Raw genomic sequence first — 20,210 nt, forward strand, 5'->3', positions numbered from 1 at the left:
ATTATAGCTTGGCCAGCTTTTTTAGTTCACTTTCGTTAATTTTAGTCTGGTATTTTTGTTTAAGGCCAATCAACCATTTTTCTTCCAGACTTTGTTGGTAGTCGGCAATTACATCGCCTCTAGCCTCGCTCAATGGTTTATTGTAATTTTGTTTGTTTTTACTGTAAAACTCGTTTATTGCCTGCTCATCTTCCTGTGCCTTGTTCCAGATTTTTTGTTCAGAAACATTAAACATCAAAACACCTTCGCGGTATTCGTTCAATAAAAAATCATGGTCTTTGCTGCTGGTACCCGGTTTTTTATGGGTAGTTAGGGCTTCTTCATAATTTTTGATCTCTTCCTGGTAGCCAGGGGTTTTATCAAGCCCCATTTCGCGGGCATCTAAAACCTTAAGCTTAAAATTTATATAAAGGTTTAAATAAGCCTGTAGAGTATCGAACGAAACGCTGATATTTCCATTATGGCTTTTTTTGTACGCCCACATAAACTCTTTGGTACTTACTGGTTTGCCGTTAACTACAGCCACGTTTTGTGCAAACGAAATGCTATAAATAAAGCTAAAAACAAATAGGCAAAAAGCTTTTCTCACGTAGAGCAGTCTATAAATTTTAAGGGATAAAAGTAACAATTAGCGTCGCTATTATAAGATATTTAACTAATTTTAACAGAAATTATTATCCGGCAAAAATACGAATGGAAAACCAGCTTACCAACAATGCGAATGCTTTACGCTTATTTTTTACCGATGAGGTTTTTCTGGTAAAAGATGAAAGTATAGAAATTCAGCCTTTGCGTAATACTGAGCCTGTTTTTGTAGCCGAAAAGGTGGTTACCGAAGTAGAAAAAGAATCGGTTTTAAAGACAGAAGTAACGCAAATTCCAGGTATTAAAGCGCCCGAAATACCAAAAATTTACCCTCAGGCTCCTGAAATTACGCATGTTGCGGCCGAGCCTGCACCCGAAAAAACCTTTAAATTTTTAGGCAGTAATAAAAAATCGGTACTGATTCTGGTTAATGATGAAAGTAACGATGTGAGCACCGAACAGGGCCGCGAACTCTTGCGCAAAATTGTTAAAGCTGTAGATCTCGGTACACCAGATTTTGCCATCCTGAATTATTCCAAATACCAGGGCACCGGCTTTGCCGAACTTTACCAGTTTTTTAAGCCGGTTACGATGCTTTCGTTCGGGGTAGAAATTGCACATTTGAAATTAGATTTGGTTTGGCAAAACGAAATTATTGTCCACGGTACAACCCGCATCATTTTTGCCCCTAACCTGCATCATTTAGATAGCGATTTAACCGCAAAGAAATTGCTTTGGGGCAACCTGCAGAAAATTAAATAGAGGCTTAGTATTGTCGAATCAACTAGTTTTAGAATCAAGTATTTAGTACCAGAGATCATGATGTGGGATTTTAAATTTAGCAAGGGATGCTTAAGCCTTACACCCTAAACCTTTACCTCTTTTAAAATGAAAAAACTTGTTTTCGCAACCAACAATCAACATAAAACCGAAGAAATACGTTTGGCCCTGGCAGGCAGGTACGAGGTGTTAAACCTCGAAGATATTGGCTGCTTAACCGATATTCCGGAAACTGCGGATACTTTTGAAGGTAATGCCACTTTAAAAAGCAGTTATGTGGTTGAGCATTTTAACCTGGATTGTTTTGCCGATGACAGCGGTTTGGAAGTAGAAGCACTTAATAACGAGCCCGGCGTGTATTCTGCAAGGTACTCAGGGAGCCGAGATAGTTTAGAAAACATAGAACTTGTTTTAAAGAAACTTGAAGGAAAAGAAAACAGAAAAGCCAGGTTTAAAACGGTTATTTCTTTAATGCAGGGTGGAAAGAACCATATTTTTGAAGGGCTAATTGAAGGTACAATCAGAAGGGAATTATCGGGTTCGAAAGGTTTTGGCTACGATCCTATATTTCAGCCCAATGGTTATAATATTACTTTTGCTGAAATGGATATGGCCGAAAAGAATAAAATTAGCCACAGGGCCATTGCACTGAAAAAAATGATGGCTTTTTTGAAAGGGGAGTTATAGGTTCTTGCTAGTTTTTAATAAAGGAATCGTCATTTCGAGCGCAGTGTAACGTAGTCGAGAAATCTATTTACGCACATTTATTATAGATTTCTCCATTCCGCTACGCTTCAGTTGAAATGACGGTTACACTTTTAGAAGTTACTTGCCGCCCTCTTAACCACCGTAGAATCTTTTTTCCTCTGAGTCGAATCCTTTTTAGGTAAAATAGGCTTAATACCAAAGTTGGCTGTATCTGCAGGTTTAGTTGCCGGCAGTTTTTTATTCAGGTTTAGGCTATCTTTTACCACTGTTGTTTTTGGTTGCGCAACAATTGGTGTTGTTGTGGTTTTACCTGCAGCAGTTACTCCTTTGGTATTTACAGGTGCTTTGCCCGAAGGAGTTTTGCCCGCTACTGCCTTCGGTTTAATTTTAACCTTTGGCTTTCCGGCAGAACCAATAGCATCTTTTTTCGATTTAGGCCTTTCGGTAGGTTTCCATGAAAAGCCCTTTAAAACATGGTCTTTTGCAATTTGATTTTCGGGATTTAATGCACCCTCAACCCCTTTGATATAAACAATGTCTTCGATGGCATTTTCTTTATTCTTAAAAATAAATTTAATCCGACTACTCAGGGTCTGGTTCATTTCTTTATAAACCTTCGTGCTATCATCCTGGGTGTAATAAATACTTTCGGCATTACCATCCACATACAGGTTTTTGAGTTTGCCATCATGAAAAAAACCGGTCATCAGTCTGCCTTTTATCTGGTTAAACCTTAACGAATCTTTAGGTGTATTTACCAGAAAAGCATTTCTGAAAGCTTTTAAGTTGTTTAACTTTTTATTCTTAAACTGTACATAAATCGTATCACCTACCTGCTGTGAGCCTTCCGACCAGATGATCGGGTTACTGTAGCAACGTAGGGTAGAATCGGCACTGGTGTAAAAAAGACTGTCGGTTTTAGCCTGAATATTGGTTTTATATACCTTTACGCCGTGGTAGGCCTTAATAATACGGGCCTGTACAGTATCGGCAGGGCTAAACTTAGCGGTATCGTTCTTCAAGGCACCGGGTTTTAAATTGCCTATGGCTTTGGTTAAACTATCCTTAACTCCGGGTTTTAGTACTTTTTTACTTAAACTATCTATCTGGCTTTTACCAGTGGTTTTTACCAACGCATCTGCTTTGGTTATTATTTTTTTCTGGATACTATCTGTTTTAATTGCAGGTAGTTTTTTAATTATCGAATCAGCCTTGGCCTTTAAAACATTGTTCTTTTTCAGGCTATCAGTTAGAAGTGTAGGCAAAGTTTTTCCAGCCGAGTCTACCTTGGATTTTAAGCTATCAATGTTTTTATCTTTCGGCAGTTCTGTTGGATCAGTGGTATTGGTGTCGCCTTTACCTTTCTTTTTCTTATCTGCTTTGTTATTCCTTAAATTACGTTTACTGCGGTCTTCTTTTTGTGATGGCTCACTTTCTGGTTTGTACTTGGCTTCGCCACTGCCTTTTTTTGCAGCGCCTTCTTCATCGTCCTCTCCAACCTGGTTATCGGCTTTGATCGAAATTTTAGGAATTAATTTTAGCGTTTTTTGCAATACCATCTGTGTTTCGAGGGTATCGGCACCCATCCACAAACTATCAGGGCGCTTTTTATTTTTTACCATAATCGAATCTTCGGTACCAATGCCCAGATAAGCGTTTCGGGTAACCAGGGTTCTTTGGTCGACCTTGTAATAGTAACCCAAATCACCAAACATTTTCATTTTATCCTTGGTATCAGAAAAAACAATGTTTTTAACCGCTTTACCAATTCCTTTTTTGCCGTAATAATACAAACTATCACCTTTTAACGATCGGGTGCCCTGGGTGTAAAGATTTTTCTTCCCGAAAAAGGCATCTTCGGTCATGGTGTTATACTGGCCGTTTTCCGTGTAGAGATTGTCGTCTTTTCCTTTAATGTTTGTCGGGCCGTAAAAGAAAGTCCATTTGCTTTGCGTATTGTAGCTCATGGTATCCGATTTGATGGTCGATTGCGGCGTAACCACCACTACATCATATCGGAAGTAAGCGTCGTTCGAATTGCTGAAATAATAACCATTTTTACTGGTGAGGGTTACATCTTTGTTTACAATTTTACCGCCGCTGGTATATGTGCCTATTTTGCTCAGTGTATTGTAATCTAAAATATTGGTGGTTAAGATCGAAGTAGGATCGATCATTTTTACATTTCCGGTTAAGTGGGCATGTTTTTTATTTCCATCGTATTCCAGCTGATCGGAATAAATATCGGTTGTAAGCTGGTTGATGTGTACGTTTTTGTATGCCTCAAAATAGTTGCGCTCACTGTAAAAAACGGCGCTATCGCAGCTTAATGTTGCGTTGTCTTGCTGAAAAACAGGGTTGCGAAGATAGGTAGCATTGTTTTTCCTGTCACCGTTTACTTTTGTAAAGGAGATGATTTTAATTTTCGACGCGGTTTGCTGACCGAATAAAAATGCCGGACTGATTAAAAGGAATAAAAAGACAAATAGTTTTTGCACACTACAAAGTTAGTTTTTTGTTCCGAACGTTCGGAATACCAGTTAAAATTAAATATTTTTGGTGGATGTTACCCTTACAGCAATTTCGCGATTTTATTGAACAGCACCAGCTGTTTACCGGGTGTAACCGTATTCTTTTGGCAGTAAGCGGCGGTAAGGATTCTGTACTGATGTTACATTTGTTTAAGGCAATAGGCGTAGATATTGGTGTAGCACACTGTAACTTTAATTTAAGGGCCGATGAGGCGCAGCGCGATGAACATTTTGTAGCGCTCCTGGCCAGTAATTTAGGGTTACCTTTTTATGTAACGCATTTTGAGACCAAAAAATATGCTGCCGAGCATAAAATTTCGACACAAATGGCTGCACGCGAGTTGCGTTATAACTGGTTCGAAGAAATAAGGGGCCAGGAAGGTTACGATTACATTGCTTTGGCCCAGCACCAAAATGATGCAGTTGAAACGGTATTGATTAATCTGGTACGTGGCACCGGAATTAGCGGTTTACACGGTATTTTGCCTAAGCGCGATAAATTAATCAGGCCATTGTTGTTTTTGACCCGACAGCAGGTTAATGAAATAGTAGAAAATAACAACATCGCTTTCGTTGAAGACAGTTCGAACCTGAGTACACATTACACCCGTAATAAATTGCGGTTACAGGTGGTGCCGCATTTACAGGAAATAAATCCACATCTGGAAAAAACCTTTGCCGAAAACATGGAGCGCTTTGCGGAAATTGAAATCTTTTTAACCCTGGAGGTTCAGAAGTTACAGGCAACGCTTTTAGAAAAACGTGCTGACGGGATTTATATCGCCTTAAACGAGATTGCGAAGTTAAATCCGCAGAAACTATTGTTGTACGAACTGTTAAGACCTTTTGGTTTTGGTGAAAATGTAGTGCAGGAAATTCTGGATAGCCTGAAAGCATTAAGCGGAACGCATTTTTTTAGTGCCAGCCACCAGGCCATTATCAACAGGGACGATCTGGTTATTGTAGAAAAAGATGTCGCCGTAATAACGAATCAGTTTATACATCCCGATACTGCCAGCATTGAGTTTGCGAATGATGAAATTACTATGGCTTTTAGTGCTGAGGTAAAGTTTGATGTGGATGCGAACAAAGCTTTTGTAAATGCCGATAAACTGATTTATCCTTTGGTGTTGAGGAAATGGCAGAATGGCGATAAATTTATCCCGCTGGGGATGCGCAACCCTAAAAAAGTGAGCGATTATTTTATTGACGAAAAAGTGCCCTTGCATTTAAAAAATACAACGCCGATATTGGTAAATGGAAATGGCGAAATTGTTTGGATTGTGGGTATGCGACAGGATAACCGATATAAATTAACCACCACAACCAAAAAAGTTGCTATATTCGAACTCAAAATAAAATAAGTGGAAAGCAAATACGCCTATATCGAAAAACAATACATTGGCCGTGATTATGTACGCATTTTCATCAGGCTTATTATGGCTGCTTTCTGTTTCGCTGCCTACGTTTACGAGCGCGACCGCGACAACACTCAAGACTTGTTTCTGGTGGTAGGCTTCGGGATTATTGGCGTTTCAATGCTTTTACTTTTTTTAATCCAGTATAAAATTATCGTCGACAATGGCAGTCTGATTTTAGACGGGCTATGGACAACCAAACGCGTGAAAATTGACTTGAACAGTATTGTAGATGTGCGTAAAGCCGTTTACAGCCGCTATTTTTTTAATAACCCTGTTTATAATCTGCATACTAAGGGTACCATTCGTTTTTATTCATCGGGTAAAGATGCAGTGGTATTAACAGATCGCGACGGGTTGGAATATTTTATTGGTACACAAAGGCCTAACGAACTTTTACTGGTAATAAAAGAGGAAGTGCGTAACCTTAAATAATTTCATTCCTAATACGCGGTCTACTTGTATTCTTACCACGTTTTTTGCTGTTTAGTCCGCTTTAAAAAGAGCTATTACCCCCGCGCTTCTAAATAAAAATACTGTTGTTATTGTTACATGAATAAACAGGGAAACAACACAGAAATGTCACTATTTTTATTGCAATAAACCGACATGCATTATAGCGTAAAATCGGCTACATTTGCGGTAACAACAATACATTTACGATGAAGATAGGAATTGTTTGCTACCCCACTTTTGGCGGTAGTGGAGTAGTTGCAACAGAACTTGGTAAAGCACTTGCTAACGAGGGCCACCAGGTTCACTTTATTACTTATAGTCAGCCGGCCAGGCTCGATTTCTTTTCAGCTAATTTGTTTTATCATGAGGTTTCGGTAAGGGATTACCCACTTTTCGATTATGCGCCTTACGAATCGGCACTTGCCAGTAAACTGGTAGATGTTGTGCGTTTCGAACAATTGGATGTATTACACGTTCATTATGCTATTCCGCACGCTTCGGCAGCTTTTATGGCCAAACAGATTTTGGCTAGCTACGGCATCCAGATTCCGGTGGTAACTACTTTACATGGTACCGATATTACACTGGTTGGTAAAGATCCGACTTATAAGCCTGTGGTAACTTTTTCGATTAACCAAAGTGATGGTGTAACTACCGTTTCTGACGATTTGAGAAAAGATACTTACAACCATTTCGAAATTACCAAGGATATTAAAGTAATACCCAATTTTATCGATTTCAGCCGCTTTAGCCTACAAGCTAAAGATCACTTTAAGAAAGCCATTGCTCCCAATAACGAACGTATTTTAATCCATACTTCCAATTTCCGTAAGGTGAAGCGTACGGGCGATGTAATTCGCATTTTTGAAAAAGTACAGGCGGTAATTCCATCTAAGCTGTTAATGGTTGGCGACGGGCCTGAGCGTGTTTACAATGAACAGCTTTGCAGATCATTAAATATTTGCGAAAATGTAAGGTTTTTAGGTAAGCAGGATGCGGTAGAGGAAATTTTATCAGTTTCAGATCTTTTCTTAATGCCTTCAGAATCCGAAAGTTTCGGTTTGGCGGCATTGGAGGCTATGGCCTGTAAAGTGCCGGTAATTACCACCAATGCCGGTGGTTTGCCAGAGTTAAATGTAGACGGCTTTTGTGGCTACATGAGTGATGTTGGTGATGTAGATGACATGGCGGCACATGCAATAGAAATTTTAAAGGACGATGAAACCCTAAAACGCTTTAAAGAGAATGCATTTACACGTGCGCAGGATTTCGACCTTAAAAAAATCCTGCCCTCATACATCAGTTTTTATAAAGAAGTAATTGAGTCATCTTTGCAAGCCAAGTATTAATTTTTTTTGAATTGCAGGATCTATTAAAGACCATCTGATTTATTTCAGATGGCTTTTTTATTTAAGAATCTTCAACTGTTTGAGGTTATTGGCTTGAAAGGTATTTTAAATATGTTACTGTTAAATTGATGTTACCGGAATAAAAAGTTTAAACAGCTTGTGAAAGAAATACTTATCAAAACAAAACTTTCTCAAAATCAAATCATTATAAATCGTACCTTTGCGGCAAATGAAGAAAATAGTAGATTACAGAAAGCTGTTGAATGTAGATAAAACAGCTGAGCTTGCGGCGCTTAAGTCGGTTTACCGTACCATGATGAAAGAGTGTCACCCTGATAAATTTCAGGTGGAAGAAGAGAAACTGGCTGCGGAAGCAAGAAGTAAAGAAATTATCGAAGCTTATCATTTCTTAGTGAGTATTGCTCCTGAAACACGCGAACAAAATATCGAAACTTATACTGAAACGATTACTAATTCTAATATTTTAGATTTCGAATACAAACAATCGGTTTTAAATATCCAGTTTTTTGATGGTAGCGCTTACGAATATTTCGATGTGCCGAGAGCGATTTATATCAAATTGGTAAATGCCGATTCACCAGGGCGTTTTGCCCGTCGCCATATCTGTAATTCTTATCCATACCGTAATGTAGCTAAGGTGGCTGAGCCTGCTTAACGTTGGTTAGTTTAAAATATTTGTAGAAGCGGCCCAATTTAATCGGGCCGCTTTTTTTATTGCCTGAAATCAGAAAGCACAAGCTTTTCCGGTTCTTCGGTTTCTTTTAGCTCAGTTTTTATTTCGATTTGGTTTTCTCTTCTGTTAGTGGGTGGGATGGGTATGCCACCACCAATTCCTATTGATGCCAGAAAGATTAGGAATACCAAACCAATGAGCCTCCCTGTTTTTTTGAAGCCTTTCATTTAGTGTAAGATTAAACCTGAAGCTTAGTTAAAAGCCTTGGCTATTTGGGAATTAGAATAACTTAATGCAGATGTAATTTTATCCGACTGGGTTATTGTTTTCCGCTTCGCTATGGTAATTAGGTGTGCGTTTTTGAATTAAAAAGATTGGATTGGTGAAATTAGCACAGAACAATTTTTTGAGTAGACTTAGTCTTAGCCTTACTGTTCTGCTAAATTCGACTTCAATAGCGGCTTGATTAAGCTGAGGCTTTACGCTTATTGGCTTAGATGTAAGCTTTACTGCTTGCTGTAGGTTATTGAGCTTAACCCATTCCGTTTGAAAAATGGGATTTGACGGTGTTTTTTTTGCATTGACGCCGTAATTTGAAAAAGTCAAAAGGCTGAAAAATAGTGCCAACACCATTAGCCAATTGGCATGATTCTTTTTGTAATATGTTGATTTAGCGCTGCTCGTCACACACAAAGTTAAGCTTATTGTGCTGTAAAAAGCAAATTGTTAATTAGTCGATATTTAGCTGTTCTGACCATTTTAGTTCTTTTGGTAGAATTTGATTACTGAATTCTAAATGGATTACCCTTCTCTTCTTGTTGTTGGTTGTTCGGTTCGAGCCATGTAAAAGCAAAGGTTTCATCATCATAATACCACCACATTTTACATTGCAGCTTACTTCTGTTTCAATAGCCCAGTCAATATTTTCGGGACGGTAAATTCCTTTACTGTGCGAATCAGGAATTACTTTTAATGCTCCGTTTTCTTTATTTGTGTCATCCAGATGAATGCGGATTGTAAAACTATTTTCAAGGATGTTCAACGGTGGTTGAACAGCGAATTGATTGTGCTTATTAGTATAAGGGCCGAATCCGGCTATCTCAACTTTTTGATCTACAGAGATCGTTAAATCCTGATGATAGGCAACAAACCAATTTGAGTTTTCGGGTTTGTCGAAATAGATCGATTTGACCAGAAAATAGTCATGACCGAAAAGCTCATGGATTACATTTTTTAAGGCAGGTGTAAAAATTAGGTCTTTTACGTCCGGAATTTCCATTAAAAACTGTCTGATGGCAAAAAGATCTTCTGATTTTCGGAAATTTGAGCGATCGGCATTGGCCGCATCAATAGTTCTTGCAATTTTGTTTGTTTCTTCAGCACTGTAAATGCCGTTTATCACAGTAAAACCTGTGCTGTTAATTTCTTTCTGGTGTTTTTTCAAATCCTTTTAATTATTCAGCATGGGTTTAAAACGGTTGTCTTTATTGCGCAAATCCAATCCGCCTTCGTAAACCGACTTTAAGTTAATCAGATAGAAACTCCAGCCATTGTGGCAACCTAATCGAATATTTCTCTTAGAATTACTGTCTTCAGGGATGTTTTTTTGAGTAAGTTCTACAATGGTATATTCAAATTCTTCATGGAGCCTAATTTCAACCAGGCAATCGCCGGCAAAAGTAAACTGGAAATAATCTGTTTCATTGGCTTCGGTTATCGTACCTTGTTCAATATCATCGTACAGATACCAGATCCATTTATACTTATCGCCCTTAAGTGCGTTTTGTGTTTTGTTCAGTATCAGTCCGTTTTCATCAGAAAATTCGGCATCGACCAGGAACCATTTTTCAATCTCACTGGCTGTTGTCCATGCGTTATAGATATCTTTTAGCTTGGCTTTAATGGCCACCCTTAAAGTGAATTTGGTCCAATCGAAATTTTCCATTGCGTTTTTATTTAATCGAATACTAAGCAAACAGGTGCGCCAACATCGATTCTTTTACCGCTATCTGTTAATTTTCCTGTTTTTTTATCTCGTTTAAAAATAACTACGTTATTGGTGTATTGATGGCCAACCAGCAGGAAATTACCACTTGGGTCGATACTAAAGTTTCTCGGTCCTTTCCCTAAAGTGCTTATCGTTTCAACAAATTTTAACTTTCCGTTGGGTAAAATTGAAAAAGTAGAGATACTGTTGGCATCGCCCCGGTTAGTTTCGTATAAAAACTTCCCATCAGCTGATACATGGATGTCGGCTGCATCAACACGGCCAGCGAAATCTTTTGGTGTTGTGCCTGTTTCGTCTATTTTGGTCAGTTTGCCATTGGCATAGGCAAAAGTAGTAATGCTGCCATTAAACTCGTGGGCTAAATAAGCAAACTTTCCATTCGGACTAAAGGTAATGTGTCTTGGTCCGGTGCCGGCATTGGTTTTAAGTACCGATTTCTGGGTTAACGTTTTGGCTTTACCTGCAGCGTTGTAGCTATATATGTAGGTTTGGTCTTCTCCCAGGTCGTTAACAATTAAATATTTGTGATCTGGTGTAAATAAGGTCATGTGTACATGTGCACTTTCCTGTCGGCCTTTTGGGTCGATGCTTTTGCCGGTATGTTTAATTACCTGCGTAGCCTCGGTTAATGAGCCATCCGCATTGCGCGAAAATACGGCCAAACTGCCGCCTGAATAATTGGCTACAATTACATTTTTGGTGTCGGCTGTGATATAGCAAGGATCGGCACCATGGCTATCTACTTTGTTAATAAATGTTAGTGCTCCGGTTGTCGCATCATATTTAAATGCGCTCACAGTACTGGTGTTCCCGGTTTCGTTAACAGCATAAGCATATTTCCGGTCTGGTGAAATGGCCAGGTAGCTTGGATTAGCTGTTCCTTTGGTAACATGTTTTAAACTTACATCGGCTGTTGAAGTATTAAAATTGTATGTGTAAATGCCTTCGCTTTTGCCGGGCGCAGTATAGGTGCCTATAACAAGGTTATAATAATTTTTTTGCGCGAGGGCAGCTGTTGATAGCATCGACATTAACAAAATAGAAAAATACTTCTTCATAAAAGATGGTCTTGTTTTTAAACAAATATGGGAAAATTTTATAAATCGTCATCTTTTGTAATGCGCATGGTTGAGGTTTGTGTTTTTAATTGAGGCGATACAATCGCCTTTCCCGCACATCCTCGTTGCAAAGGAGGATGAAATAGCGCAAAAAAAAAGCAATCTTTCGATTGCCTTGAGTATTATTTAATTAAGTGTTTTATTTGAATCAGTTCGTGATCTTCAAGATAACGCCATCTGCCGCGTGGCAAATCTTTTTTGGTTAAATTACCATAAACTACGCGATCTAATTTTTCTACACTATAGCCTAAATGTTCGAAAATACGACGCACAATCCGGTTTTTACCGCTGTGGATCTGGATACCGATTTCTTTTTTGGTGCCACCTGCAACATAAGAAATGTTATCAGGTTTAATCAAACCATCTTCAAGCTCTAAACCGAAAGCAATTTTATTCAAATCGCCCTGCGATAAAGCTTTGTTTAATTCTACGTTGTAAATTTTGGTAATGCCGTTTTTTGGATGCGATAATTTATCGGCCAGGTCACCATCATTGGTCATCAACAATAAACCTGTTGTATTGCGGTCTAAGCGGCCAACCGGGTAAATACGCTCACGACTGGCTTTGTCTACCAATTGCATCACTGTACGACGTTCCTGAGGATCGTCGGTAGTAGTAATATAATCTTTTGGTTTGTTTAGCAGTACGTAAACTTTTTTCTCGCGTTTAAGTAGTTCGCCATTGTAGCGTACCAAATCTTTTGCAGGGTCTACTTTGTGCCCCAATTCGGTAACTGCTTCACCGTTTACGGTAATAATGCCGGCAGCAATTAGTTCATCGGCCTTACGGCGTGAGCAAATACCTGCATTAGAGATATATCTGTTTAGGCGGATTAAGCCTTTATCTTCGTTTGTTTTGCGGGCGGGTGCTATAACTGTTCTTTCCGGACGGTTAAACTCTGTATCCCTTGGTTGCACCTCTTCGCGTTTTCTGAACGGACGGGTATCGCCATCTTTCGGTTCCCTTGGTTTTACATCTCTTGAGCTTCCGGCACTTGGTTTAAAACCATCTGAATTGCCTCTCGATTTGAAATCCTTGTAACCACCACTTCTCGGTTTAAAATCTCTCGAATCTCCATCCTTAGATTTGAAATCGCGTTCTCCTGTTCTTGGCTTATAATCTCTTGCTCCACCTTCTCTTGGTTTAAAATCCCTGTCTCCTGTTCTCGGTTTGTAATCTCTTGAACCTCCTTCTTTCGATTTAAAATCTCTGTCACCGGTTCTTGGTTTGTAATCTCTTGAACCTCCTTCTTTCGATTTAAAATCTCTGTCACCGGTTCTTGGTTTATAATCTCTCGATCCACCGCTTCTTGATTTGAAGCCACGATCTTCTGCACCTGGACCAGTATCTTTGGATTTAAACTCACGATCACCAAATTTGAAGCTCTGTGGTTCCGAATCTTTCGATTTAAAATCACGCCCTCCTGTTCTTGGTTTGAAATCTTTTTTGTCTCCGAAAGATTTAGATTTGAAATCTCTGTCTGCGCTTCTAGGTTTGAAGCCATCTTTTGAATCGGATGATTTTTTGAATTTGTTGTCTTTGTCGTCTGATCTTCTTTTGTCAGAACCGGCAGCATTGCTTCTGCCTTCTGTTCTCCGGCTGCCCGGTTTGGACTTGTCATCCCGACTGTTCCTGTTGTTTTTATTTATCATGATACGCTTTTAACCACATCAAAAATGCGGGCTGCAAATTTATAAAAAATAGCTGAACATAACAATTTTTGGAGCTGAAAAATCAGATAAAAAAATAGCCTCTAAAATAGGAAAAAATGGCTGAAATTCAAAATTGAAAATCGCCGTTTAAAGCACTTTAAAGGCTGGTTTTTGCAGGTAATTTTGTAACTATTTGATAATGTGCTTATTATTTTTTACCTTTGCCAACGTTTTTATATAAGTTCACCAAAAAAAGGAGGAAAATGTTAAAGAAACACATCGTACCATTTGCGGTAGTGGCAACACTATTTATCTTGGCAAAAGTGTTCGCTTACCAAATGCCCTTAGCACAAAAAAGTCTTGTAAAAGAAGAAAAATTAAACACTACAACACCCAAATCTGATAGCCTGGAAGTTGAATATGAGGCCGGCCCTCTATCCTTAATGGCACAATTAAATTTCGCTCAGGAAACTTTGCCATTAGGCGATAAAAAGGTTGAGCGCAAAATGAAAAAAATCCTTGCAGCACATACTTATGGGAATACTCAAACCAACCGTTTGCACGCAAAAGCAGCAAAATGGTTTCCGGTAATTGAGCCTATACTTGCAGCATACGGAATTCCGAACGATTTTAAGTATTTGGCCCTGGTCGAATCTGGAATGGCTGAAGGGGTTTCGCCAAAAGGCGCAGCCGGAATCTGGCAGTTTATGCCCGGTACTGCCCGTACTTATGGATTAAAAGTAAACGGTAGGGTTGATGAACGCTATAATTTGCGTAAATCGACTATCGCAGCCTGCAAATACATTAAAGAAATGTATCAGGGACTTGAAAGCTGGACATTAGTTGCAGCAGCTTACAACATTGGCGACGGACGCTTGCGCAAGCAAATCGATAATCAAAATCAGGATAATTACTACAAAATGAAGTTGAACCGCGAAACCGGTGGCTATGTTTATAAAGTAATCTCTATGAAACAGATTATGGAACATCCGAAACGTTACGGTTACGCAAAACCGAGAGTATTATTGGCTTACAATGCCGAATAATAAATTAAGATAAAGACAAGCATTTGGTAAGGCGTCCCGGTTTTCGAATCGGGACGCTTTTTTTGTGGGTGAACCATTGAGTTTTCTAGCCCCGGATTCTCGGATTAACACGGAATTTATTACGGATCATGCTAACTAATGAGCAATGAGCTATTGAACTAATAAACCAATTTCCTTTCTTTGTAATATGTTCAAACTGAGTATCCAGAAAATTATTAACCAGCCGGGCGATAACATTACTTTTGAATTTGAGGTGTTAGGTGAAAGCTATCCTAAGTATCTTGCCGGGCAGTTTTTATCGCTGGTTTTTGAAGGAAAGCATAAGGAAATCAGACGGTCGTATTCTTTTAATAGTTCACCGGATGTGGATGAGCCACTCGCGATTACGGTTAAACGTGTCGAAAATGGCGAGATTTCGCGTTTCCTGCACCATAAAACAACTGAGGGTGATGTGCTTTTGGCGCAAGAACCACAAGGTTTATTCAGTTATCAGCCGGTAGAAAATCTGGAACGCGATATTTTTCTCTTTGCTGCAGGTGTGGGTATCACCCCATTGTTCTCGATTATGAAAACGGCGCTGGTTACCGAAAAAAAGTCTAAAATTACTTTGGTGTATAGTAACCGCTCAAAAGAAGAAACCTTGTTTTACGATGAACTGAGCGATTGGCAGCAGAAATTTCCAGATCGTTTAAAAATAGTTTGGGTATTTAGCAACAGCAAAAACTTGCTCACTGCCAGGTTAAATAAGTTTTACATTGAAAAACTGCTGAAAGAACATTTATTGTTCGACCGGAAAGATGCACTTTTCTACACCTGCGGACCAGTTATTTATATGGATTTGTGCCGCATTACCTTATTGGGCATGGGTTTCGATATAAAACAGATTAAACGCGAAACTTTTGTGCTTCCCGAAGATGAATTGGATGAAGATGATAGTTCGGAAAAAGTGGTGGATAAGAATACCTATTCGGTAATTCTAAACTTTAAAGGGGAAACCTACAATCTGGATGTACCCTGGCCTAAACGGATCCTGGATGTTGCTCTGGAACATAAAATTAAACTGCCTTACAGCTGTCGCGGTGGGGTATGCAGCACTTGCGTGGCTAACTGCACCAAAGGTGGTGTACGCATGGATTATAACGAGGTGCTTACCGACGATGAATTGGAAAGAGGCAGGGTGCTAGTGTGCACTGGTCATCCCACAGAGAATGGTACTACGATAGAGTGGTAGATTATCCATTAGTTGAATGCTTATCCTTAGTTTTTCCTGATTTACATTACTTTAAATGCGTCCTATGGCCTTTCTGTGTAACCTGTTTTTTAAGATCCTATTATAAGCTTTTAAGTTGAAGATTTTTATTTCTGATCTTTTCAGAGTTTAAATCAATTAGCTTAGAAAGTTGTTCTTTTAATACTAGATTTTCAGTCCAGAATCTATCTTCTATTTTTGTTGTTCTCTCAAGTAGGTCGCCTGGGTATAGGTCGCCCTCTGTAAGAATATCTTTGCTTAAAAGTTCAATTGTGACAGGTATCAGATGTTTTAAGCCAATGTTTTGTCCAATTAATGTTCTCAATTGCTCTGGTGTAAGTCTGTTGATAGGTATTTTTCTATAATCATGACATCTTTTGATCAAATTAGTTGGGTATTCTTTCAGGTCTGGCCATTTCGAACCCTCTAAATCTTCAAGAGACTTTTGTTCAAATTGTAATTCATTTTTATTTTTCTTCATTTTTACAAAAAAAAGAACCGGTTTTTCTCTAAAAATACAAAACTATCGCCCTTTCCGCAACGTTTATGATGTGGAAAAAAGATGGAAATATTTCAAAATATAGCTTTTACATTATGACATTTAATCCTTATTACAGATTGAATTAGACTTTCTTTTTGATAAAATTTTTAGCAATTTTGCCGATTGAAATCTGGTTTGTTTTTGGGCCTGATTTTTCCCCAACTTTAAATAAAATATGAGCAATAAATCTATCGACCTCGGTGAGCAAAAAGATGTAGAAGTATATGGTGCGAGGGTACATAATTTAAAGAATATAGATGTAAGTTTTCCGCGCAACCAGCTCGTTGTAATTACAGGCTTAAGCGGTAGCGGGAAATCATCCCTAGCTTTCGATACCATTTATGCGGAAGGTCAGCGCCGTTACATGGAAACATTTAGCGCCTACAGCCGCCAGTTTATGGGCGGGATGGAACGCCCGGATGTGGATAAGGTTTCGGGATTGAGTCCGGTTATTGCCATTGAGCAGAAAACCACCAGTAAAAACCCACGCTCTACCGTTGGCACCATTACCGAGATTTACGATTTTATGCGTTTACTTTATGCGCGTGTGGCCGATGCTTACTCGTATAATACGGGCGAGAAAATGGAGCGCATGAGCGAGGATCAGATATTGCAAAACATTTTTCAGAAATTTGATGGTGTTGCCGTGAATATTTTAGCCCCAGTGGTTAAAGGTAGAAAAGGGCATTACCGCGAACTTTTTGAGCAGATCCGTAAGCAAGGTTATGTAAAGGTGCGTGTGGATGGAGAAATAAAAGATATTACTGCTAAAATGCAGGTCGATAGGTATAAAATACACGATATAGAAGTGGTAATTGACCGCCTGATTATCGATACCAAAGATAAAAAGCGCTTGTTGGATTCGCTTCAAACCGCCATGAAAATGGGTAAGGGCGTAATCAAAATCAGCGATAAGGATAACCATGTAGCGCATTTCAGTAAGTTTTTGATGTGCCCTACAACAGGTATTTCTTACGATGAGCCACAGCCAAACAGTTTTTCGTTCAACTCGCCTTATGGTGCCTGTGAGCGTTGCGATGGTTTAGGTTATATTTTTGTAGTTGATAAGGAATCGGTTATCCCGAATCCAAAGCTGAGCATTTTAAACGGTGGTTTGGCCCCGCTTGGCGAGTACCGTGATATCTGGATGTTCCAGGTGTTGAAGGCATTGGCCAAAAAGTACAGCTTCTCGCTTTCTACTCCCATCGAAAAACTAAGTGATGAGGTAATCAACATGATTTTGAATGGTTCGCCCGATCTGATCAAAGTTGAGGTAGAATACAATAAATGGAATGTGCAGAACTATAATATCACTTTCGATGGTATTATTAAGATGCTCGAAGAGCAGAACGAAAAAAGAAGCGAGTCTGCATCTGATGATATGGATGAATTCCGCAAGTTGAAAACCTGTCCAGAATGTAACGGTGCCCGTTTAAAAAAGGAAAGCCTGCATTTTAAAGTAGATGGAAAAAATATTTTTGAGCTTTCCTCTATGGATATCAGCAACCTTTACCAATGGTTCGAAAAGGTTGACGAACGTCTTTCAGACCGCCAGAATATTATTGCAAAAGAGATATTAAAAGAAATTAAAGCCAGGATCGGGTTTTTAACCGATGTAGGTTTAACTTATTTAACTTTAGATCGAACCGCACGTACCCTTTCGGGTGGTGAGGCACAGCGGATCCGATTGGCTACGCAGATTGGCTCGCAGTTGATGAATGTGATGTACATTCTGGATGAACCAAGTATTGGTTTGCACCAGCGTGATAACGAGCGTTTAATTAACGCACTAAAAAACCTGCGCGATTTAGGGAATACCGTATTGGTGGTAGAGCACGATAAGGATATGATTCTGGAAGCCGATTGGGTAATTGATGTTGGTCCGGGGGCTGGTATTCACGGTGGAACAGTGGTTGCCGAAGGTACTGCGAAAGAAATCCTGAAATCGAAAACCCTAACTTCTGCTTACTTAAACGGAACCAAGAAAATTGAGACGCCTAAAATCCGCAGAAAGGGTAATGGACATAAATTATCGATTATTAAAGCTACCGGGCATAACTTAAAGTCGGTTTCGGTTGATTTTCCGCTGGGTAAATTTATTGCGGTAACCGGGGTATCCGGTTCGGGTAAATCGAGTTTAATTACCGAGACTTTATATCCGATATTAAACCACCATTTTTTTCGGGCTAAAAAAACTCCGCTTCCTTACGAGAAAATTAGTGGACTGAAAGAAATTGATAAAGTAATTGAGATCGATCAGGCACCGATTGGTAGAACTCCGCGATCTAATCCTTCAACTTATACAGGTGTGTTTTCTGATATCAGGAACCTGTTTGTACAGCTGCCCGAAGCAAAGATAAGGGGCTATAAACCGGGCCGTTTTTCTTTCAATGTAAAAGGCGGCCGTTGCGAAACCTGCCAGGGAGCTGGATTGAAGGTAATTGAAATGAATTTCTTACCTGATGTACAGGTGCCTTGTGAAGAGTGTGGAGGTAAACGCTATAACCGCGAAACTTTAGAAGTGCGTTTCAGGGGGAAATCGATCAGCGATGTGCTTGATATGAGTATTGAAGATGCCTGCGATTTCTTTGAAAATATTCCGATTATTTATAGAAAAATAAAAACCTTAAAGGATGTTGGTTTAGGCTACATTACTTTGGGCCAATCGTCAGTTACCCTTTCGGGTGGCGAGGCTCAGCGGGTTAAGCTGGCTACCGAACTATCTAAAAAAGATACCGGCAAAACATTCTATATTTTAGATGAACCTACAACCGGACTCCATTTCGAAGATATTCACGTGCTTTTAGGCGTGCTGCAGGAGCTGGTTGATAAGGGAAATACCATTTTGGTGATTGAACACAATTTAGATGTGGTAAAAGTTGCTGATTGGGTAATTGATTTGGGTGAAGAAGGTGGTGCTGGCGGAGGAAGAATCCTGTTTGAAGGTACACCCGAAGGTTTAATCCAGAACCCGATCAGTTTAACTGGTAAATTTTTGAAAAAGGAAATGGATTGGGAAGCAAGTCTTGAGCAGTTAGAAGGAAGCAAGCAAAAGGCTGCGCCTAAAACACCGAAAACAAAAAAGAAGAAGAATTAATTTTTAAGAGCGTCACCCTGAACTTGTTTCAGAGCCTCTCCAAAAGAGTAGTCCGATTAATTGATCCCATCTTACATCACCCATTTTCCATCATCCATCTTACATTACAAAAATGATTTTTACCGATACCCATACCCATTTATATTACGAGCAGGATGCCGAAAAGCAGGCGCAGTTAATGGAGCGCTGTTTTGAAAACAATGTGAACCGTTTGTTTCTGCCAAATGTAGATGTAAAATCGATTGCGATGATTGATGATCTTGTGGCAAAATATCCGGCAAATTGTTACGCTATGGCAGGTTTGCACCCTTGCGATGTAAAAGAAGATTACCTGAGTGTACTTGACGAAATCAATGCAAGTATTGTCGGACGGAAAATTTATGCCATCGGCGAAATTGGAATCGATTTATATTGGGATAAAACTACGTTGGCGATTCAGCAAGATGCCTTTCATAAACAGATTGCCTTGGCAAAAGATTTGGGGCTGCCGATCGTAATCCATTGCCGTGAAGCCTTTGATGAGGTTTTTGAAGTTTTGGAAAGTGAAAAGGACGAAAAACTTCGTGGAATTTTCCATTGCTTTACCGGTAATTTGGCACAGGCAAAACAGGCCATTGATTTAAATTTTTATTTGGGTATAGGCGGGGTTGTTACTTATAAAAAAGCAGGGCTGGATGCTGTGCTTGCTGATATTCCATTATCGAATGTTGTGCTGGAAACCGATTCGCCCTATCTGGCACCTGTGCCATTCCGGGGTAAACCCAACGAAAGCAGTTACCTGATTTATATTGCCCAGAAACTGGCTGATATTTATGACGCTCCTATCGAAGAGATTGCGGCAGTAACTACAGAGAATTCGAAAAAGATTTTTGGCGTTTAAAAAGAATTTCTGCTACTAGTTGGTGTCTTTACCAACCAGCTTAGCTCATCGTTATTAGTTTCGGTCGGTGGAGACACCAATCGATAGAAAGACTATCG

General features: G+C 39.4%; 19 protein-coding genes. 10 read left to right on the top strand and 9 right to left on the bottom strand.

Features of this window, described 5'->3' with window-relative positions; translation table 11 throughout:
• Window position 1: 1 nt before the first annotated feature.
• The gene (locus tag G7074_RS13020; RefSeq protein WP_240916535.1) at window positions 2–526 is read right to left on the bottom strand and encodes a hypothetical protein; all 525 of its coding nucleotides are present in this window, start codon (window positions 524–526) and stop codon (window positions 2–4) included.
• Between the two features lie 167 nt (window positions 527–693).
• Here G7074_RS13020 and G7074_RS13025 point away from each other — a divergent pair, with 167 nt between their 5' ends.
• Together G7074_RS13025 and G7074_RS13030 are read left to right on the top strand one after the other, a co-directional pair.
• Window positions 694–1,347 (top strand): hypothetical protein, encoded by a 654-nt coding sequence (locus G7074_RS13025; RefSeq protein ID WP_166208732.1) that lies wholly within the window; start codon window positions 694–696, stop codon window positions 1,345–1,347.
• 126 nt (window positions 1,348–1,473) lie between these two features.
• Window positions 1,474–2,052 (top strand): non-canonical purine NTP diphosphatase, encoded by a 579-nt coding sequence (locus tag G7074_RS13030; RefSeq protein ID WP_124561574.1) that lies wholly within the window; start codon window positions 1,474–1,476, stop codon window positions 2,050–2,052.
• 131 nt (window positions 2,053–2,183) lie between these two features.
• Here the strand turns inward: G7074_RS13030 and G7074_RS13035 are convergent, their stop codons facing one another.
• Window positions 2,184–4,571, bottom strand: coding sequence for an OstA-like protein (locus tag G7074_RS13035; protein ID WP_124561575.1), 2,388 nt, complete (start codon window positions 4,569–4,571; stop codon window positions 2,184–2,186).
• A 65-nt stretch (window positions 4,572–4,636) separates the two neighbouring features.
• Here G7074_RS13035 and tilS point away from each other — a divergent pair, with 65 nt between their 5' ends.
• The 4 genes from tilS to G7074_RS13055 all read left to right on the top strand — a co-directional run bounded on the left by tilS (window position 4,637) and on the right by G7074_RS13055 (window position 8,503).
• Window positions 4,637–5,968: a tRNA lysidine(34) synthetase TilS gene (gene tilS / locus G7074_RS13040; RefSeq protein ID WP_124561576.1), complete on the top strand. Its 1,332-nt coding sequence runs from the start codon at window positions 4,637–4,639 to the stop codon at window positions 5,966–5,968.
• Window positions 5,969–6,457, top strand: coding sequence for a hypothetical protein (locus G7074_RS13045; RefSeq protein WP_124561577.1), 489 nt, complete (start codon window positions 5,969–5,971; stop codon window positions 6,455–6,457). It abuts the gene before it with no gap.
• Window positions 6,458–6,684: 227 nt separating this feature from the next.
• Window positions 6,685–7,827 (top strand): N-acetyl-alpha-D-glucosaminyl L-malate synthase BshA, encoded by a 1,143-nt coding sequence (gene bshA / locus G7074_RS13050; RefSeq protein ID WP_124561578.1) that lies wholly within the window; start codon window positions 6,685–6,687, stop codon window positions 7,825–7,827.
• Window positions 7,828–8,056: 229 nt separating this feature from the next.
• Entirely contained in the window at window positions 8,057–8,503 is a 447-nt protein-coding gene (locus tag G7074_RS13055; protein WP_124561579.1) for a KTSC domain-containing protein, read from the top strand.
• Between the two features lie 56 nt (window positions 8,504–8,559).
• Here G7074_RS13055 and G7074_RS13060 read toward each other — a convergent pair whose 3' ends face one another.
• The 6 genes from G7074_RS13060 to G7074_RS13085 form a co-directional block, all read right to left on the bottom strand.
• The gene (locus G7074_RS13060) at window positions 8,560–8,748 is read right to left on the bottom strand and encodes a hypothetical protein (RefSeq protein WP_124561580.1); all 189 of its coding nucleotides are present in this window, start codon (window positions 8,746–8,748) and stop codon (window positions 8,560–8,562) included.
• A 79-nt stretch (window positions 8,749–8,827) separates the two neighbouring features.
• Window positions 8,828–9,208 (bottom strand): hypothetical protein, encoded by a 381-nt coding sequence (locus G7074_RS13065; RefSeq protein WP_166208735.1) that lies wholly within the window; start codon window positions 9,206–9,208, stop codon window positions 8,828–8,830.
• Window positions 9,209–9,251: 43 nt separating this feature from the next.
• Window positions 9,252–9,965, bottom strand: coding sequence for a phytanoyl-CoA dioxygenase family protein (locus G7074_RS13070; protein WP_166208738.1), 714 nt, complete (start codon window positions 9,963–9,965; stop codon window positions 9,252–9,254).
• Window positions 9,966–9,971: 6 nt separating this feature from the next.
• Window positions 9,972–10,466 carry an SRPBCC domain-containing protein gene (locus tag G7074_RS13075; protein WP_124561583.1) on the bottom strand — a complete coding sequence of 165 codons (495 nt, stop codon included), beginning with the start codon at window positions 10,464–10,466 and terminating at the stop codon, window positions 9,972–9,974.
• Window positions 10,467–10,477: 11 nt separating this feature from the next.
• Window positions 10,478–11,587 (bottom strand): lactonase family protein, encoded by a 1,110-nt coding sequence (locus tag G7074_RS13080; protein ID WP_166208741.1) that lies wholly within the window; start codon window positions 11,585–11,587, stop codon window positions 10,478–10,480.
• Window positions 11,588–11,769: 182 nt separating this feature from the next.
• Window positions 11,770–13,299, bottom strand: a complete 1,530-nt coding sequence (locus G7074_RS13085) for a pseudouridine synthase (RefSeq protein ID WP_166208744.1) — start codon at window positions 13,297–13,299, stop codon at window positions 11,770–11,772.
• Window positions 13,300–13,562: 263 nt separating this feature from the next.
• On the opposite strand from G7074_RS13085, the gene G7074_RS13090 reads away from it, so the two are divergent.
• Both G7074_RS13090 and G7074_RS13095 read left to right on the top strand, forming a co-directional pair.
• Window positions 13,563–14,345, top strand: coding sequence for a lytic transglycosylase domain-containing protein (locus G7074_RS13090; protein ID WP_124561586.1), 783 nt, complete (start codon window positions 13,563–13,565; stop codon window positions 14,343–14,345).
• Window positions 14,346–14,532: 187 nt separating this feature from the next.
• Window positions 14,533–15,576 (top strand): ferredoxin--NADP reductase, encoded by a 1,044-nt coding sequence (locus tag G7074_RS13095; protein ID WP_124561587.1) that lies wholly within the window; start codon window positions 14,533–14,535, stop codon window positions 15,574–15,576.
• Window positions 15,577–15,676: 100 nt separating this feature from the next.
• Here G7074_RS13095 and G7074_RS13100 read toward each other — a convergent pair whose 3' ends face one another.
• Window positions 15,677–16,075, bottom strand: coding sequence for a contact-dependent growth inhibition system immunity protein (locus G7074_RS13100; RefSeq protein ID WP_166208747.1), 399 nt, complete (start codon window positions 16,073–16,075; stop codon window positions 15,677–15,679).
• A 235-nt stretch (window positions 16,076–16,310) separates the two neighbouring features.
• On the opposite strand from G7074_RS13100, the gene uvrA reads away from it, so the two are divergent.
• Together uvrA and G7074_RS13110 are read left to right on the top strand one after the other, a co-directional pair.
• Complete coding sequence (gene uvrA / locus G7074_RS13105) at window positions 16,311–19,232, top strand: excinuclease ABC subunit UvrA (protein ID WP_166208750.1); 2,922 nt, start codon at window positions 16,311–16,313, stop codon at window positions 19,230–19,232.
• Between the two features lie 112 nt (window positions 19,233–19,344).
• Window positions 19,345–20,112 (top strand): TatD family hydrolase, encoded by a 768-nt coding sequence (locus tag G7074_RS13110; RefSeq protein WP_166208753.1) that lies wholly within the window; start codon window positions 19,345–19,347, stop codon window positions 20,110–20,112.
• The last annotated feature ends 98 nt before the right edge of the window (window positions 20,113–20,210 follow it).

Origin of the sequence: Pedobacter sp. HDW13, from assembly GCF_011303555.1 — a bacterium.
Classification (GTDB): Bacteria; Bacteroidota; Bacteroidia; order Sphingobacteriales; family Sphingobacteriaceae; genus Pedobacter.

What these genes read in the sequence shown, in the direction of transcription:
- G7074_RS13090 (WP_124561586.1), top strand. Translation starts at nt 13,563, where the DNA reads ATGTTAAAGAAACACATCGTACCATTTGCGGTAGTGGCAACACTATTT.
- G7074_RS13100 (WP_166208747.1), bottom strand. Translation starts at nt 16,075, where the DNA reads ATGAAGAAAAATAAAAATGAATTACAATTTGAACAAAAGTCTCTTGAA.
- G7074_RS13025 (WP_166208732.1), top strand. Translation starts at nt 694, where the DNA reads ATGGAAAACCAGCTTACCAACAATGCGAATGCTTTACGCTTATTTTTT.
- G7074_RS13095 (WP_124561587.1), top strand. Translation starts at nt 14,533, where the DNA reads ATGTTCAAACTGAGTATCCAGAAAATTATTAACCAGCCGGGCGATAAC.
- tilS (WP_124561576.1), top strand. Translation starts at nt 4,637, where the DNA reads ATGTTACCCTTACAGCAATTTCGCGATTTTATTGAACAGCACCAGCTG.
- G7074_RS13060 (WP_124561580.1), bottom strand. Translation starts at nt 8,748, where the DNA reads ATGAAAGGCTTCAAAAAAACAGGGAGGCTCATTGGTTTGGTATTCCTA.
- G7074_RS13110 (WP_166208753.1), top strand. Translation starts at nt 19,345, where the DNA reads ATGATTTTTACCGATACCCATACCCATTTATATTACGAGCAGGATGCC.
- uvrA (WP_166208750.1), top strand. Translation starts at nt 16,311, where the DNA reads ATGAGCAATAAATCTATCGACCTCGGTGAGCAAAAAGATGTAGAAGTA.
- G7074_RS13055 (WP_124561579.1), top strand. Translation starts at nt 8,057, where the DNA reads ATGAAGAAAATAGTAGATTACAGAAAGCTGTTGAATGTAGATAAAACA.
- G7074_RS13085 (WP_166208744.1), bottom strand. Translation starts at nt 13,299, where the DNA reads ATGATAAATAAAAACAACAGGAACAGTCGGGATGACAAGTCCAAACCG.
- G7074_RS13030 (WP_124561574.1), top strand. Translation starts at nt 1,474, where the DNA reads ATGAAAAAACTTGTTTTCGCAACCAACAATCAACATAAAACCGAAGAA.
- G7074_RS13080 (WP_166208741.1), bottom strand. Translation starts at nt 11,587, where the DNA reads ATGAAGAAGTATTTTTCTATTTTGTTAATGTCGATGCTATCAACAGCT.
- G7074_RS13075 (WP_124561583.1), bottom strand. Translation starts at nt 10,466, where the DNA reads ATGGAAAATTTCGATTGGACCAAATTCACTTTAAGGGTGGCCATTAAA.
- bshA (WP_124561578.1), top strand. Translation starts at nt 6,685, where the DNA reads ATGAAGATAGGAATTGTTTGCTACCCCACTTTTGGCGGTAGTGGAGTA.